The sequence below is a fragment of the Quyinboa ferrireducens genome, assembly GCF_042436675.1.
Lineage (GTDB): Bacteria > Bacteroidota > Bacteroidia > Bacteroidales > UBA5342 > JBHJHP01.
Map to the genome: position 1 here is coordinate 28,909 of NZ_JBHMVA010000008.1, position 17,212 is coordinate 46,120.

A 17,212-nucleotide genomic window follows, 5' to 3' on the forward strand; every position below is an offset into this window, starting at 1 on the left:
TGTAAAATGAATCATTAGCAAATAAGGTGAATTAAGTCCGAAGGACTGGTATTTTTGTAGAAAACAGTTTGTGCAATAATCACAGAAACTCTGAAGGAGTGAAAGAATGTTTTACCGGATTACCTTACGTTGGTCGGTGATTCGGTTTGGGAGAGATGCTCAAACAAAATCCTGGATCACTGTCGTGAATCTCTGACCTTTTTTCTTTTCTCAAAACATGAACAAATCGGTTTTTAAATAATCAAGTCCGAAGGACTGGCATTTCTGTAGAAAACAGTTTGTGCAATAATCACAGAAACTCTGAAGGAGTGAAAGAATTTATTTATCGGATTACCTCCCGTTGGTCGGTCATCCGGTAATGGGAGTGATGCTCAAACAAAATCCTGAATGCTGCGCATTCTTCAATTTTTTATTTTCCTCCATCTTCAAATGAATTTGAAATGTCGTCAAATACAAAATCCTTTCGCATTGCGAAAGGATTTTGTTTGTCGGGGTGGCCGGATTCGAACCGACGACCTCGTCGTCCCGAACGACGCGCGCTACCGGGCTGCGCTACACCCCGTACTCTTTTCCGGGCGCAAATTTATAAAAAATTAGTTTGGTACGGATTTAAATTTCTGTTTTTTAAAATAAATATTCCTTAATGTCCGATTAAAGCTTCAGTGATTCCTCGCTACACTCGGAATGAACCTAATATCATGTCATTCTGAGCGTAATAAAATGAAGCGAAGAATCTTAAGTTATATTGATTTTTAACCGGACAAAAATAGAAATTCCCCAAATTTTAATGTAGATCCCTAAATAAAGTTGACCGTTTTAGGTTAATACTTCATTGTTAAATATAGTCATATTTTTTCTTTGATGGCTAGCCATCAAAGAAAAACGTTGTTCAAAAACGGTTGGAGTTTGCCGCCCCAGATAATTGTGAACCCTATGATTGTTATAGTTTTCCACCGCCCTTTTTATCATTACTTGTAACATGGAATAACTGGTAGGCTTCCAATGATCCAGGTACTCTTCTTTAATTGTCCTGTTTATACGTTCAGCATAGGCATTATCCTGGGCACTTTGGGCCATGCTTATTTGTGTCCCATTTTGTTTGAGCATGTCAATATAGGGCTTGTAAGTATATTGACTTCCCCTGTCAGAATGATGGATTTGTGGAGCTTTATTATCCTTTAGTGCCATTTTAAGCGCTTTTAAATTCGCTGTTGCACGCATATGGTCAGTAATGCTGTACCCCACAATTTTCTTCGTATAAACATCTATTATAAAAACTGCATAATAATGTTGGTTGCCAATAGGAATGTAAGTAATATCACTCTGCCAGATAACAGAGGGAGCACTTACAATCATTCCTTTGATCAGGTTGGGATAATAGATTTTGCCTGCATGGGTTGTTCGCCTGTAGTTCTTCTTACGTTTTAAACGATAGCCTAGCTGCATCATCGTCTCAATGAACCTGTCTCTGCCAATAAAGTCCGGTTTTAACGTGTAATACATTTTTTCAACCCCACAACCCGGATGATCCGACCTAAGTTCTTCTGCTTCTGTAATCAGCTGAAACAACTTTGAATCGAATGCTTCCTGCCTGTTATGATATTGACATACTGCTTGTTTGCTTATGCCAATGGTCCGGTAAAGTTCGTTTAATGGATAAGCCATCTTTACTTCTTTTTTGCGGAACTTCTGGATTGTAGGGTGGAGTAGTTTTTTTTGATATCAATATCCAATTCATCCTTGGCAACTTGTATCATTTCCTCTAAATAATCCACCATGATCTGCTTACGACCAAGGGCTGCTTCCAGATCTTTTACCTTTTTCTCAAGTTCCTTTAACTTTTGTTGACTACTTTGATTATGTTCCACGACGCGATATCCTTTTTTGTTAAAGGTAGAATATTTATAAATCCATGCATAAATTACAGAATTATTTATCCCATGGAGCTTCTCTAACTGAGGAACGCTTAATCTGCCTGATTCATAATCTGATACAACCTGACGTTTAAATTCTTCTGAATAACGTCGCTGTTTCCTGATAATACTTAAATTCCCTTTCATCGGTTAATCACTTTTTAAGTGGTCAACCTATATCAGGGACGTACATAAATCTTGGTTCTTGTGTCTTGGTTCTTGCGTCTACATAATTACCATCGTTGCCCCAAAACCATATTCCCTGAACGATGCATCCTGGTGTCGCATTTTTTTGCGGTCCAGTTCTTTGCGTAATTCGGTTTTTAACGTGCCGTTTCCAATCCCATGAATAAACACGATGCGTTTGCCCTTATTGGTTTTATTTTCTTCCAGCACTTCTCTGAATTTTGCCATCTGATAATTCAGAATATCTGCATTGCTCAATCCCGATAAGTCGTCCAGCAATTCATTAATATGCAGATCCACTTCCAGAATGGCATTTTTGTCCTGAGCCGGCTTAGCTTCCTTTTTAGGTGTAAAATCTTTTTCCCGCTTTACATTCTCAATACTTTTTTCCGATAGTTGCTCAATTCCCTCATAAAAATCATTTTTAATAATTGGATTGATCACTGCAGGTTCATCAAAATAGTCGTTTGGTTTAAAACGTTTCGGCTCAAATTTCTCCGGTTTCAGGGTGACCGCAAAATCAACAACCCGCTTCTTTTCGAAAGGCTTATCAATTTTAAAGAACTGTCCGTTTATCCATAGTTTCTGATTTTCCAGCAAAAATCTTTTTTCGTACGAGTCCAGAAGAATTTTTGTGTTTGGTTCAATCACACCTTGTCCAACGGTCTGTGATTTGTTGCCTTTGGTTAATGCACACAAATACTGGCAAAAATAGTTGCTGTCGTTCACAAGATAAAGGTCCGTATCGTCAACTTCAAAACTTTTCGGATCGCCTGGTATCCATGCAAAAAGAAGGTTAAGCTGTTCGTTTTCAGGAGAATTTATTTCGGTATACTGATACGTTTCTTTCACGGGTGCCTGAACCTGCTGCCTGATCGGTTCCGGCTCTGAATCCTCAACCTTTATACATTCGGTAATTAAAACAGGTACTTCAAAACCATCATCCTGCAATACAACAGCAATCTTTTTATCCCTGATAGTGATTACTTTACCGCCTCCCACATCATTAAGATACTTTATCTGGTCACCAACTCTGATATTCATGATTAATATTTTAGACTATTTTTGTAGCAAAATTAAGATAAATGGATGACCCGCAAAAAATAGATATCAACTTATTCAATTATTCACTTCCTGAAGAAAAAATTCCGCAATATCCTTTAAAGGAAAGGGATGCATCAAAATTATTATTGTACAAGGGCGGACAGATTTCAGAAACCGTATTTAATAACATAGGGGAGCATCTTTTGCCGGACTCCTTGCTGGTGTTCAATAATACAAAAGTTATTCATGCACGGCTGCATTTTCGAAAAGCTACCGGTGCGCTCATCGAGGTTTTTTGTTTGGAACCTGTTGATCCTACCCAGCACCTTCTGGCCTTGCAGGCAACGGGAGAAGTAACGTGGAATTGCATAATTGGGAACCTTAAAAAGTGGAAGTCCGGTGCATTGAAAATGGAACTTTCTGTTGAAGGAAAAGCAACAGAGTTGAATGCCGAAATTGTAGAGCGTAAAGAAGGTTCGGTGAATGTGAAATTTGCCTGGAATACTGATGTCGCTTTCTCCCAGATTCTGGAAGTGGCAGGTAATATTCCCATTCCACCATATCTGAACCGTTCTTCGGAAGAAGCAGATAAAAACACCTATCAAACCGTGTATGCCGAAATAGACGGCAGTGTTGCTGCTCCAACAGCGGGTTTGCATTTTACAAAAAATGTATTGAATGATCTTTCGAAGCGGGGTTTTGAGCAGGCAGAGGTGACTTTACATGTGGGAGCCGGAACGTTTCAGCCGGTGAAGAGCGAAAAGATTGGTGATCATAAAATGCATAAAGAAACCATATTTGTTTCTAAAAGTATTATCGAAAAACTGATTAAAACCACGGGGCCTGTTATTGCCGTTGGTACAACATCTGTAAGAACGCTGGAGTCGTTATATTGGCTCGGTGTAAAAGCCTTAAAAGGACTCAGTATTGATGTGCTTGACCAGTGGGAACCATATAGTCTGGGTGATGAAATTGCAGTGAAAGATGCTTTGTCTGCGCTATTGAACCATATGAAACTGAACGATCAGGAGTTTGTTTCGGCTTCAACCGGAATAATTATTGCACCTGGTTACAATTTTAGAATAGTACAGGGTATCGTAACTAATTTTCATCAGCCCCGCAGTACATTGTTATTACTTATTTCCGCTTTTGTAGATTCGGATTGGAAAAATATTTACGATTATGCACTGAACCACGATTTTCGGTTTTTAAGTTATGGTGACAGTTCATTGCTGTTGAAATAATGTAAGAACTCCCTTCCCGGCGAATAGGTATCTTCTGTTTTCATCCTTATATTTGCTTTTTATCGAAAAATGGGGTTGAGAACGCAACATATAGATACGGATAACAAGGAGTTTCAACAGGCGCTTCAGATTATTGAAAAAAGCAGTCAAAGCCTTTTTTTAACTGGGAAAGCCGGTACCGGTAAATCCACGTTTCTGAAATATATCTGCGAGAAGACCCGGAAGAAATATGTGGTACTTGCTCCGACAGGAATTGCAGCGATTAATGTTGGCGGTCAAACCATTCATTCTTTTTTTAAAGCGCCTTTCAGACCTGTTTTGCCCGATGATCCGGATTTATCAACTGTCAAGGGACGTATTTTTGATTTTCTCAGGTACAGGAAAAAACACAAAAAGCTTATTAAAGAACTTGAGCTGGTGATTATAGACGAGATTTCTATGGTTCGGGCTGATCTGGTGGATTTTATCGACAGGGTTTTAAGGGTCTATTCACAAAATATGCGGATTCCTTTTGGTGGAAAGCAGGTGTTGATGGTAGGAGACGTGTTTCAGCTTGAACCAGTGGTCAGGCGTGATGACTGGAATATTCTCGGACGGTTTTATAAGTCGCCGTTTTTCTTTTCTGCCAATGTGTTCAGCCAGATTGACCTGGTATCGGTGGAATTGAAAAAGGTTTACCGTCAGAAGAATGAGAATTTTGTTAAACTTTTGGATTCTGTTCGGATTAACAATTTGTCAGAAGAAGCACTTCAAGCACTTAACTCAAGAGTTAACAGGTCGTTTGAACCGGACGAAAAGTCAAAAGAGCTTTTTATTACACTTGCTACCCGCAAAGATACCGTGGATTACATCAACGAAAAGAACCTGAAAGATCTGCCGTCTGTCAGTTTTGAGTATAAGGGAAAAATAGAGGGTGAGTTTAACGAAAACAACCTGCCCACATCGTTGAACCTGGAGCTGAAGGTTGATTCCCAGGTAATGTTCATTAAAAATGATCCTGAAAAACGTTGGGTAAACGGATCACTTGGAAGAATTATACATTTGGATGACGAAGATATCGGTGTGATGCTTGAAGACGGGAGCGAAGTTCTGGTGGACAAAATGGTGTGGCGTAACATTAAATACGAATACAACGAAAAGGAAAAGCGGATAGAAGAAAAGGAATTGGGACATTTTGTACAGTTCCCGTTGCGTTTGGCCTGGGCGGTTACTGTGCATAAAAGCCAGGGATTGACGTTTGATCGCGTCATTATTGATATGGGCGAGGGTGCTTTTGCTGCAGGGCAGACTTATGTGGCGCTTAGCCGCTGTACATCATTCGAAGGAATTGTTTTGAAACAGCAGTTGAGGCGAAAAGATGTATTCGTAAAAAAGGAAGTAGCTGATTTTTCACAGCAATTTAATAATGAGCAACTCATTAAGGGAAGTCTTCAGAAAGCGGAATCATTTGAGAATTATCTGAAGGCACTGGATGCTTTCAATAAAAATGATTTTCAAAATGCGCTGGAATTTTTCCAGAAGGCGCAATTACAAAATGATATCACAAATCAGCCATTAATAAAACGGTTTATTGCCATTAAACTGGCCGGGCTTGCTGCCTATAAAGAAAAACTGAAGAAGGAAAGCCTTAAGAAAATGGATATGATATCTGATTTTTCCGAGATGGCAAAAGAGTTTTATGTGATGGGCAATGAATGTGCTACAAAAATTAAAGATTTTAAATCGGCTTTGGCCAACTACAATAAGGCTATAAAACTTAATCCCCTTTTTTACGATGCGTATATCCGGCGAGGTAATACCTATATTAATATAAAGGATTATCATAAAGCAGAAGAAGATTTTTCAAAAGCTATCCAGTTAAAACGGAAAGAATTTAAGGGCTATTTTAACCGTGGAAAGCTCTTCTTGAGCCTGAAAAGATATGAAGCTGCCATTGACGATTTAAAAGAAGCCACCTATCTTAAATGTGACCATGCACAGTCTTTTAGGCTACTAGGTGATGCTTATTCAAAAAATGGCGAACCTATATTGGCTGCCGAAGCCTGGGAAAAAGCTCAAAACCTCTGATTTCAATGCAAATACATGATATTTATCATATATTTAAAAACGATATGATGGAATTGACATTTTGATAGTTAAAAAACTAAATGGAAGTTTCTTTTATTTTAAAATTCGTTTATCTTTGACACATGTAACAAGATAAATGTGTCTGAAAAACTCTAAGTGTAATTATAATTTTTAACAAATTTGGTTCTTAGTTAATATTTTTTAACTTTGCTATATTAGGGTTCAGATTTTTATAATTGATGTATTATTTATTTGGTTTATGATTAAAAAATGCACCAAAAACAATTCCATAATTAAAATTCATAACTTCAAGGCGTAAACGGGTTCAAACAAGTTGTGCTGAAAATATGTTAATAGGGAATTGTTTTAAAAATGAAATTATTCAAAACCAAAGTATCAAAAAGTTATTTATAAGCTTAGAGCAAGATTTTTACACAGTCTAATATTTTTATTTTTAGTAATTTAATAATTAAAATCAAGTTTTATGAGAAAGCTATTACTAATGTTTACCTGGTTGTTTTGTGTAGTGGCTATTGTTAGTGCACAAACCAAACAGATTTCAGGTACTGTTTATTCTTCAGAGGATGGAGGTACTTTACCTGGTGTGACCATCCAGGTGAAAGGTACAACCCTTGGTACCATCTCCGATGCTGATGGTAAATATTCAATTCAGGTTCCCGATGATGCAACAGCGTTAACATTTTCTTTTGTGGGTATGCAACCGCAGGATGTTGAGATTGCTGGGAAAACCACGATTGATGTAACACTTAAACCTTCTCAGGTTTCGATTGACGAAGTAGTTGTAACGGCCTTAGGTATTAAGCGTAGCGAAAAATCTTTGGGTTATTCAACTCAGGCAGTTGCAGGAGAACAACTTAATGAAGCTCCTGAGGCTAACCTTGTAAATTCTTTATCAGGAAGGATTGCAGGTGTACAAATAACAAATAGTTCCGGTGCTGTTGGTTCATCTTCCCGTATTATTTTAAGGGGAGCAACTTCAATTTACGGTAATGTCCAACCTTTATTTATTGTTGATGGAGTTCCAATATCCAATGATAATGATGGAACAACCACGAGTAATGGTGGTTTTGACTTACCAAATGGTGTAGCAGATCTTGATCCTAATAGTATTGAGACAATCAATGTTTTAAAGGGCCCAAACGCAGCTGCACTTTATGGGATTAGAGCTTCGAATGGTGTGATTGTGATAACAACCAAAAAAGGTGAAAAAAGTAAAGCTTTGGGTGTAGAGATTAACCAAACTATTACATTTGAGGAGCCGTTGGTATTACCTGATTTTCAAAATTCTTATGGACAGGGATCAAGCAAAGATTTTTTTCAGTATATAAATGGGACATCAGGTGATGGTGGTGTTGATGAAAGCTGGGGACCTCCGCTTGATATTGGTTTGAATTTTATGCAATTCACATCATATATTAATAATCCGGATAATCCACAACCAGAACCATGGGTTTCACATCCTAATAATGTGAGAGATTTTTACGAAACGGGTGTAACTTCAAAAACTAATGTTGCATTATCCGGTGGTTCTGAAACCACAACATTTAGGATAGATGCAGGTTATAGCGATCAAAAGGGTATGATTCCTTTTACCGATTTCAAAAAGGTAAATGTAAATGTAGCAGGAACACACGATTTATCTGAAAAGTTACATGCTAATTTTGGATTCAAATTTATTAATTCAAGTAGTGACAATCTTCCTAACTCGGGTTATGACGGATCTAATGTTGTACAACAAACAATCTGGTCAGGTCGTAACGTAGATTTGCAAGCACTGAAAGATTGGAGAAATTTACCAACTGCATTGCCAGGATCAACATATGGAGCAGGAACTTTGCCTATTAGCTGGAATACGGCGTTCCAAAATAACCCATATTGGCAGTTGGAAGTTAATAAGAATGTTTTTAATAAAAACCGTTATATTGGTAATGTTGGATTATCATATGATATAACTAATTGGTTGAGTGCAAGTGGACATTTTGGTATGGACAATTATGTTACTAAGACCAGTGTACGATGGGCAAAAGGAAGTGCCGGTGATGCCCCAACTTATTGGAGATTCGGATCTGCATTTAACAGATCGGGACAGGATGGTTTTTATGACGAAGATGAAACATCGTTTTCTGAATATAATTCTGATTTTATGCTTAATTTCAATAAGGCAGTTAACTCCGATTTTAAACTAGTTGCCAGTTTGGGTGTAAGTAGAATGCATAGAAAAACTACCTGGGATTATAGAGCTGTACAGTTGGAACTACCTGATTTATATAATTTAGGTAACATGAAAGCAGGGACTTCTATGGTTAGTTTTAATAATCATGGGCAAAGTGAGATCAACAGTGTCTTTGGTACGGCTGAATTAGCATTTAAAGAATATTTGTTCCTGAGTGCTACTGGAAGAAATGATTGGGCTAGTGTTTTACCACTAAATAATAATTCATTCTTCTATCCTTCAGTCAACTTAAGTGCCGTTTTAACAGATGCATTGCAGATTGAATCCAGCACACTTACTTATTTGAAGGTTCGTGGAGGTTGGGCTGAAGTAGGCGGATTTGGACCGTTAGGCGTATCCGATATATTACCGGTGTATTCATTATCTTCATCACCTTGGGGTAGTACTACATTCGGACAATTTCCTACAACTTTAAACAATACGAATATTAAACCTCAGACGCAAAAAAGTTTAGAAGGCGGTTTGGAATTGAAAATGTTTAGGAACAGACTTTGGTTGAATTTTACGTATTATAATTCAACAAGTACCGACTTGGTTATTCCAGTACAGGTTTCTTCTGCTTCCGGAGTTTCTTCTGTATGGGACAACATTGGAGAAATTAGCAATAAAGGTGTGGAAATTGAGTTAGGAGGTACTGTAATTGAAGCTCAAGATTTTTCGGTTGATTTAAATATCAACTTTGCAAAGAATAATAACATGGTTATTAAAGCCGGAAAAGATGACGAAAATAATCAGGAAACTCTTGTGCTTGGTGGTCAGTGGTACATGAACCTTGAAGCCCGGGAAGGTTATCCTTACGGTGTTATCGTAGGTACAGGTCTTGAAAGATCTCCTTCTGGTGAAGTAATATTTGAAAATGGTTTGCCTGTGGCTACAGCCGAAAATATTGTGTTAGGAGACATTCAACCTGATTGGACAGGAGGGATAAATCTTGATATTAAGTACAAAGGCTTGTCATTAAATACATTAGTTGATGCTAAAATGGGGGGTGACGTTTATTCTATGACCACAACCTGGGGCAGAACTGCAGGTGTGCTTAAAGAGACTCTGCTTGGTCGCGAAACAGGTTTGGTTGGAGAGGGTGTTATGCTCGATGGAGATGGTAATTATGTCCCTAACAATGTTGTTGTGAGCGCAGAAAACTATAATCATAATACCTATACTGCCGATATCGTTGAAACTTCTGTTTTTGACGCTTCTTACATAAAACTACGTCAGGTAGCATTATCCTATAATCTTCCAAAATCATTGGTAACCAAAATAGGTTTGCAAGGTGTTAGTGTTTCTTTAATTGGTAGAAACTTGGCATTACTATACAAAAAAGCGCCACATATTGATCCTGAAACAGGATTTGATAGCTCAAATGGTTTGCAGGGAATGGAGTTTGGTCAGTTGCCTTCTGCCAGGAGTATAGGTGCAGGTTTAAATGTAAAATTTTAAATTGTACATAAGATGAAAATGATAAAATATATATTAGTGTTTTTTATTACAGCAGGCATGATGATGAGCTGTGATAAAAACTTTGAGGAGATTAACGCCAATGTTGATGATCCAGTAGTACTTCCTTCAAGTATGTTGATTGGTACGGCTATCAGGAACATCGCTAATGAGATGTATTCAACTTTTAACGGTCTTGAACATGGTGAAACCTGGGTACAACATATATCCATGGTTCAATACAATGACCCTGAAAGATACAGACCACGTATCGCTACAATGGATAACCTTTGGAACAGATTTTACATTGCTGCTTCCCAGGCAAATCAGATGCAATTACTGGCAGAAGCCGAAGGAAATGAAGTTAACCAGGGGATAGCACTGGTTATTAAAGCCTATTGTTTTGCACAAATAACGGATTTGTATGGAGATGTTCCGTTTAGTGAAGCGCTTCTGGGGGCTTCCGAAGGAAATTTTTCTCCGGTTTACGATAGTCAGCAATCTGTTTATAATGGCGTTTTGGGGCTGATTGATCAGGCCATTCCTTTACTGGAATCAGGAAATGGAACAACAGATCCAAGCATGGATATTTTGTACGAAGGCGATGCTTCAAAATGGGTACGTTTTGCTGCTTCGTTAAAGTTCAGATCCTTGATGAGGATTTCTGCAAAAGTTGATGTTAGCGGTGAGCTTCAGGCACTTGTTGATGGTGGTAAATTATTCACATCTGTTGATAATGAAGCTAAGCTGAACTTTCTCTCTACGTCACCTAATGCTAATCCAGTGTTTGAAACCATCGTTGACGGAGGCAGGGGCGAATTTAAGTTAGCCCAGACTTTAGTAGAATATTTGAAAGCGAATTCTGATCCAAGACTGGAGGTATACGCACAGCCGGCAGTAAATAGTGGCGAATATGTTGGTAAACCTTCTGGTTATGAGGAATCACCTTTACCAGGTTACGGTTATGATGATGTTTCTTCAATAGGTGAAAAGTATCTTGATCCAACTCAGCCAGGTTATTTTATTTCATATACAGAGCTTTTATTCCTTATGGCTGAGGCTGCTCATAAAGAATATATCTCAGGAGGAGAAACAGCCGCAGAAGCATATTTTGATCAGGCTGTTCTTAATTCACTCGTTGAAAATGGTTTGGCCGATGTAGCAAACGATTATGTAGGGAAAAATGTTTTTGCTTACGATCCTGCTATAGCAATGGAAAGAATTGGAACACAGAAATGGATTGCTCTGTTCTCTCAGGGATTTGAAGCATGGACTGAATGGAGAAGAACCAAACAACCTGGATTAACTCCTGCTCAGGATGGTTATATCGATCAAATCCCAAGCCGTTTGAGGTATGAGTCGAATGAGTCTTCTGTTAATAAAGTCAACTACGATGCCGCTGCTGCGCAAATTGGAGGAGACGATTTAACAACGAAGGTCTGGTGGATGAATTAACAATAAAATTGAATAATTATGAAAATTAATAAATTATTATACATATTACTTTTCTCATTACTGGTAATACCTGCCTGTGATAAAAGTGAATTTGAAATAAAAGAAGTTGAAGGGGGGTTAGTTGATTTGTTAAACCTTTCTACCAACTATGTTGTAGGTAATTCAGGGCCTTATACCAGTAGTTTAAAAGTCTATCAGGGTACAGTGAAAACTAATAAAGTTGAGGTTTATAAATCTTTTCATACTATGGTTCCTGCACCAACTGAAGAGGATTCAACCGCTATGGAGGCAGCCGTATCAAATGAAGTATTGTTTAAGACATTTGATATCTCTAATACGGATGAAGGTTCAACAATTTCATTTGATTATTATTTGAATGATTTAATTGAGGGATTAACTGTAAATGATAACTCACTTCCTACCAACGATGCAGAGTATCAGATTGGAGATTATTGGGAGTTTAGAGTAGTATCTTATACTGATGATTCTCGTTCAGTTGTTCAAAATAAGACAGCCAAAACTACAGTCGCAACACGTTTTGCGGGCAAATATAGGCCAATTAGCTGCGCATATGGAAGGTATACCGGAACAGTCGAGTGGTTCTATTTTACATCAGACTGGCCATCAGAAACAATTATTGAATCGGTTGATGCTATTACATACAAAGTATTAGAATACTTTGGACCATTTGATGGGAATGAATGGTATTTTCAGGTTGATCCGGCTACGTTAAAAATTACGTATCCTGCAGAATGGAATGGTGTAGCTCAAACGGGTAACGATCAACCATTTATTACCTGTGAAACAAATCCGGCAGATTTTGCTATAATGGCTGCTGATAGACCAGAAGATATTCATTGTGATGATACAGATTACGTTATTTTGGACGATGTCAATGGAAAGGACCGGTTAGAAATGACTTTTGGTTATTATACTGCAGGTTCAGGTCCTAGGGTATTCCATCAATTATTGGAAAAAATAGTTGAATAATATTTTTAACAAACAGATTATGAAAGCAAAAAATAATAAATTATTGTATTTAGTTACTTTGCTGGTTGTATTCGGACTTCTCGTCGTTAGTTGTAATAAAGAGGATAATACCGGATACAGTACCTTGAAAGTAAAATCGCCAACGATAACCATCACTCCTGGGTTTACCAGTCCGGTTGTTTTGGTTGAGAACGATGAGAAATATGAGTTTACGGTTACTCTAAGCGAGCCGCAGATTGTTGATGTTCATTTAGCTGTTGCCCAGGTTGATGGGACAGCATCTGCTGACGATTATGAACTTACAGGAACAGTTGTTATTCCTGCAGGATCAACAAGTGGTAAAGGAAACATTAAGATTCTGAGCGATGCGGTTATTGAAGATGATGAAACATTAACAATTCAGATTGGCGATGAGGAAACAGCAAATGCTTCTTTAACTCCGCTTACAGTTGAGTTTACAATCAAGAACCTTACAGTTGATGATTTGACTATTGGTCTGAGTTGGGCTGCTGCCACTCCTACCACTGATGATACTGGGACTGAGATTGATCCAACTGCATTAGCCGACATGAGATTGTTAATCACAAATAATCCATACACTGAAATAATTGACGGGGCAGATGGTGGCAGTTTTGAAACATTTGTTATGCCAGGAACTATGGATGATGGTGAGTATTTGATTGTTGCTGATTTTTATGATGCAATGGCTTCGCCTGTACGTGATTTAAATCTTGAGGTTTCATTTGCACAACTTGGGGTGATTGATGAATACGCATTTGATTTTCCTGCTGCTATAAATACAGGATATATTTGTGACTTAAATTATTTTATTTTAGCTAAAGTAGTTAAGGCAGGTAATTCCTATACTATTGAAAAATTAGGTGAAAAACCAGCACGGACTCCATGGTTTGGAACGGATACGGAATTTGGATATCCAAGTGAAATAGAAACAATAGAAAGTTGTGACGGAATGTTGATGTATGGAATAAATGCTGGTTGGATGTACGATTTTTGGGGTGAAGAAATTATTGATGAAGGGAATGTAATATATACTATTGACGAGAATGATTCGGTTCATATCGAAAGTCAATATATATTTACAACTCTTTATGATGGTGATGAATATCCTTATACGGTTTCAGGAAAGGGATATTATGATAATAGTGGAGATTATCCGGTAATAACATTGGAATACGTACTTGATCAGGAAGGATTTGATCCTGGACAATGGTGTTTTGATAACGGATATATGTCTACTCCTTATTTCACAGCTGAAATTACATTGAATCCTAATGTGGAAAAATCAGCGTCTATTATTGAGAGAACAGGTAACAACACATCATCTGTCTTAACTGTAAAACCTCGTAGGTGATAAATATTTAAATGATTGTGTAATTAAAATGAGGAGAACTGTTTATAGACAGTTCTCCTTTTAAGTTTGTTTAAACCCAGATTTTTCATTGGAAATTTATAGATTTCAGATGATAAGTCAGAATAAGCAATTAATTTGTTAAAGTTTTTGTTTAGCTTATAAAAAGGGTAATACATGGTCTGATAATAATAAATTTTATTAATTTTGCTTAAAGACGATTAACTAAACAAGGTAATTTAATAATTAAAATCAAGTTTTATGAGAAAGCTATTACTAATGTTTACCTGGTTGTTTTGTGTTATGGCATTCGTTAATGCACAAACTAAACAGATTACAGGTACAGTCTATTCAGAGGATGGCGGTACCTTACCAGGAGTTACCATTCAGGTTAAAGGGACTACCCTTGGTACCATCTCTGATGTAGATGGTAAATATTCAATCCAGGTTCCTTCTGATGCTAAAATTTTGATGTATTCTTTCGTTGGAATGCAAACTGTAGAAGTTGAAATTGCAGGAAAGACCAAGATTGATGTAACATTGAGTGCAGGAGATGTAGGTCTTGAGGAGGTGATGGTGGTTGCTTATGGTATAACAAACCGGGAAGCTAAGACCGGTGCAGTAGGTACGGTGAGCGGTGCAGAAATTGCCGAGGCCCCTGTGGTTTCTGTTGACAAGGCCCTGAACGGAAAAATGGCCGGTGTGTCTGTAACTTCCAATTCAGGACAGCCCGGTGCTCACTCGGATATACGTATCCGCGGAACATCATCTATTAATGCAGGTAACAATCCTTTATGGGTTGTTGACGGTATACCGGTGGTTACCGGCAATACCAATGATTTTTTGAATACAGGAAACGCCCTGGCTTCACTAAACCCTAATGATATTGAGAGTATAACTGTGTTAAAAGATGCTGCTGCAGCTTCTATTTATGGTAGCCGTGCTGCTAATGGTGTTGTACTTATTACCACTAAAAGTGGCAAAGATGGAAAAACAAGTTTTTCAGCGAGGGCAAAATACGGTACTTCGTGGTTGGCAAACGACAATGGTTTTGGAATTATGAATGCAGCACAGCTTCTCCAATACCAGAGAGATGCTGTTATCAATGCAGGTGGAAATCCGGACAACCCAACGGATACCTACTATCGCCCAAAAGAATTACTGAGCCGTCCGCTTACCAATTGGATGGACCACTTAACACGCTATGGAACAATTGAGGAGTATGAAGTTAGTGCATCCGGCAGTAATGCCAAAGGCAAGTATTATACATCAATGAACTACAATAATACCGATGGTGTGTTTTATGGTGTAGGGTTGAACAAAATAACAGGGCGTCTCAATGCCGACTATAAGTTAACTAGTACTCTTGAGAGTGGAGCCCGTGTAAACGTGGCTTATATGGATGGGATGGATGTTCCTATGCAAAGCCTTTACTATTCTAACCCTGTATTTGCAGGTATGATGATTTTACCATGGACACCTGCATACACAGCAGATGGGAAACATAATGTGGACATTGCCGAAAACAGTAGAACCAATCCACGTGCAACTGCGGCATACGATGATCAGTGGGGTAAGGCCTATCAGTTGATGGGAAATTTCTATTTGCAGTGGAAGCCTGTTAAGCAGGTAACTCTCAAAACTACCAACGCAATTGAAACAATTAATGGTGAAGGACGCCGTTACTGGTCGCCTGAAACAAATGAAGGAGATGCTACGCTGCAAACGACTATGAACAAATATCAAAGGCTGACAACATCAAATACCGCTGAATACAAAGATATGCTGTTTAATGATCACAGTTTACGTGTTCTGTTGGGCCAGGAAGCCATGAAGCACACAAGCGCATACCAGTTTGTTTATGCCCCTGGTGTTAATCCGGATATTCCCTATGTGCAGACAGGAACACCTGGAAGCATTGAAGCAGAACAAGGTTACGACGCGCGTACCTTGCTGTCATTTTTTGGAATGCTGGACTACAATTATGCTGACAGGTACTTTTTACAGGCTTCTGTACGTACGGATGGAAGTTCTCTTTTTGGAAGCAATACTAAGTGGGGGACATTTTATTCTGTAGGTGCATCGTGGAATATCCATAATGAATCGTTTATGGATGGCCTTTCATTTGTTGATCTTCTGAAACTGCGCGCCAGCTACGGGCTTAGTGGAAACAACAATATTGGCCCTTACAGGGCTTACGGCGTATATGCAAGCGCAGCCTATAACGGAACAACCGGTATGCGTCCGTCACGTCCTGAAAACCCAAACCTTTCATGGGAAAAGAACGGATCCTGGAACGTTGGTCTTGATTTTACCTTCTTCAAAAATCTGGATGGTAATATCGATGTTTATAAGCGTAAAACCACTGATATGCTTTTGGACAAAAACGTGCCGCAAACTACAGGTTTTTCTTCCAACTTTCTGAATATTGGGTCGCTTGATAACAGTGGGATTGAACTTCAGTTGGATTATAGAATACTGCATACCCGTGATCTGGAATGGAGTATAGGAGGAAATATTTCCTTCAATAAAACTAAAATTCTGGAACTGGGAGATAACCAGGAAATTGCTTATTCAGAAGATGGTCGTTTACGTCACATAGTTGGTAAGTCGCTTTTTACTTTCCGCCTTTATGATTATGCCGGAGTTGATCCTACTAATGGTGAAGCTCTTTGGTATGACGAGGCAGGAAACATTTCCAATGATTACAGTAAAGCTGCTTACAATTACGATTATTCTCCCGAACCTAAGTTTACAGGTGGTTTTAATACAAACCTGTCTTGGAAAGGCTTTGACCTTGGAGCATTTTTCGAATTTAAAGGCGGTAATTACGTATTGCTTATCGAAAAGCGCTATCTGTCTTCAGATGGTGGGCAAATGAATAATAATCAGATAAGGGAAGCACTTAACTATTGGAAAAAACCGGGCGATACGGGAGTGAATCCAAAACCTGTTGCAGGAAATGCTTCCAATAGCAACAGTTTTAGTTCTACCCGCTTTTTACAGAAAGGGGATTTCATGCGCGTGAAAGATGTTACTTTGTCATACACTTTCCCAACTAAATTAGTACAAAAAGCTAAAATTGGTGGGTTGAAGTTATATGTGAGCGCACAGAATATATTTACTTTCCACGATGTGGACTGGTGGGATCCTGAACGCGGTATTGATGGAATTGGATATGGTATTTATCCTATGACAAAAGCAGTGACAGCCGGGATTGATCTGTCGTTTTGATAATAATCAGTTTAACATT

10 protein-coding genes and 1 tRNA gene are annotated in these 17,212 nt (G+C 38.3%); 7 read left to right on the top strand and 4 right to left on the bottom strand.

Annotated features, from left to right (window positions below; genetic code table 11):
- Nucleotides 1-488: 488 nt before the first annotated feature.
- The 4 genes from ACE01N_RS12190 to ACE01N_RS12205 form a co-directional block, all read right to left on the bottom strand.
- Nucleotides 489-562, bottom strand: a tRNA-Pro gene (locus ACE01N_RS12190).
- 254 nt (nt 563-816) lie between these two features.
- Entirely contained in the window at nt 817-1,665 is an 849-nt protein-coding gene (locus ACE01N_RS12195; protein ID WP_380589150.1) for an IS3 family transposase, read from the bottom strand.
- A gap of 2 nt (nt 1,666-1,667) precedes the next feature.
- The gene (locus tag ACE01N_RS12200; protein ID WP_380589153.1) at nt 1,668-2,060 is read right to left on the bottom strand and encodes a transposase; all 393 of its coding nucleotides are present in this window, start codon (nt 2,058-2,060) and stop codon (nt 1,668-1,670) included.
- A gap of 78 nt (nt 2,061-2,138) precedes the next feature.
- On the bottom strand, nt 2,139-3,143 hold the full coding sequence (locus tag ACE01N_RS12205) for a DUF2027 domain-containing protein (protein ID WP_380589156.1): 1,005 nt from the start codon (nt 3,141-3,143) through the stop codon (nt 2,139-2,141).
- 41 nt (nt 3,144-3,184) lie between these two features.
- Between ACE01N_RS12205 and ACE01N_RS12210 the strand changes: the two genes are divergently transcribed.
- The 7 genes from ACE01N_RS12210 (at nt 3,185) to ACE01N_RS12240 (ending at nt 17,193) form a co-directional block, all read left to right on the top strand.
- A complete protein-coding gene (locus ACE01N_RS12210; RefSeq protein ID WP_380589159.1) occupies nt 3,185-4,387 on the top strand; it encodes an S-adenosylmethionine:tRNA ribosyltransferase-isomerase in 1,203 nt (400 codons plus the stop codon).
- A gap of 69 nt (nt 4,388-4,456) precedes the next feature.
- Nucleotides 4,457-6,454 (top strand): AAA family ATPase, encoded by a 1,998-nt coding sequence (locus ACE01N_RS12215; protein WP_380589162.1) that lies wholly within the window; start codon nt 4,457-4,459, stop codon nt 6,452-6,454.
- Nucleotides 6,455-6,938: 484 nt separating this feature from the next.
- Nucleotides 6,939-10,148 (top strand): SusC/RagA family TonB-linked outer membrane protein, encoded by a 3,210-nt coding sequence (locus ACE01N_RS12220; RefSeq protein ID WP_380589165.1) that lies wholly within the window; start codon nt 6,939-6,941, stop codon nt 10,146-10,148.
- Between the two features lie 12 nt (nt 10,149-10,160).
- Nucleotides 10,161-11,600: a SusD/RagB family nutrient-binding outer membrane lipoprotein gene (locus tag ACE01N_RS12225; RefSeq protein WP_380589168.1), complete on the top strand. Its 1,440-nt coding sequence runs from the start codon at nt 10,161-10,163 to the stop codon at nt 11,598-11,600.
- A gap of 18 nt (nt 11,601-11,618) precedes the next feature.
- Nucleotides 11,619-12,590, top strand: a complete 972-nt coding sequence (locus tag ACE01N_RS12230) for a hypothetical protein (RefSeq protein WP_380589171.1) — start codon at nt 11,619-11,621, stop codon at nt 12,588-12,590.
- Between the two features lie 19 nt (nt 12,591-12,609).
- Entirely contained in the window at nt 12,610-13,962 is a 1,353-nt protein-coding gene (locus ACE01N_RS12235) for a Calx-beta domain-containing protein (RefSeq protein ID WP_380589174.1), read from the top strand.
- A 258-nt stretch (nt 13,963-14,220) separates the two neighbouring features.
- The gene (locus ACE01N_RS12240; protein ID WP_380589177.1) at nt 14,221-17,193 is read left to right on the top strand and encodes a SusC/RagA family TonB-linked outer membrane protein; all 2,973 of its coding nucleotides are present in this window, start codon (nt 14,221-14,223) and stop codon (nt 17,191-17,193) included.
- The last annotated feature ends 19 nt before the right edge of the window (nt 17,194-17,212 follow it).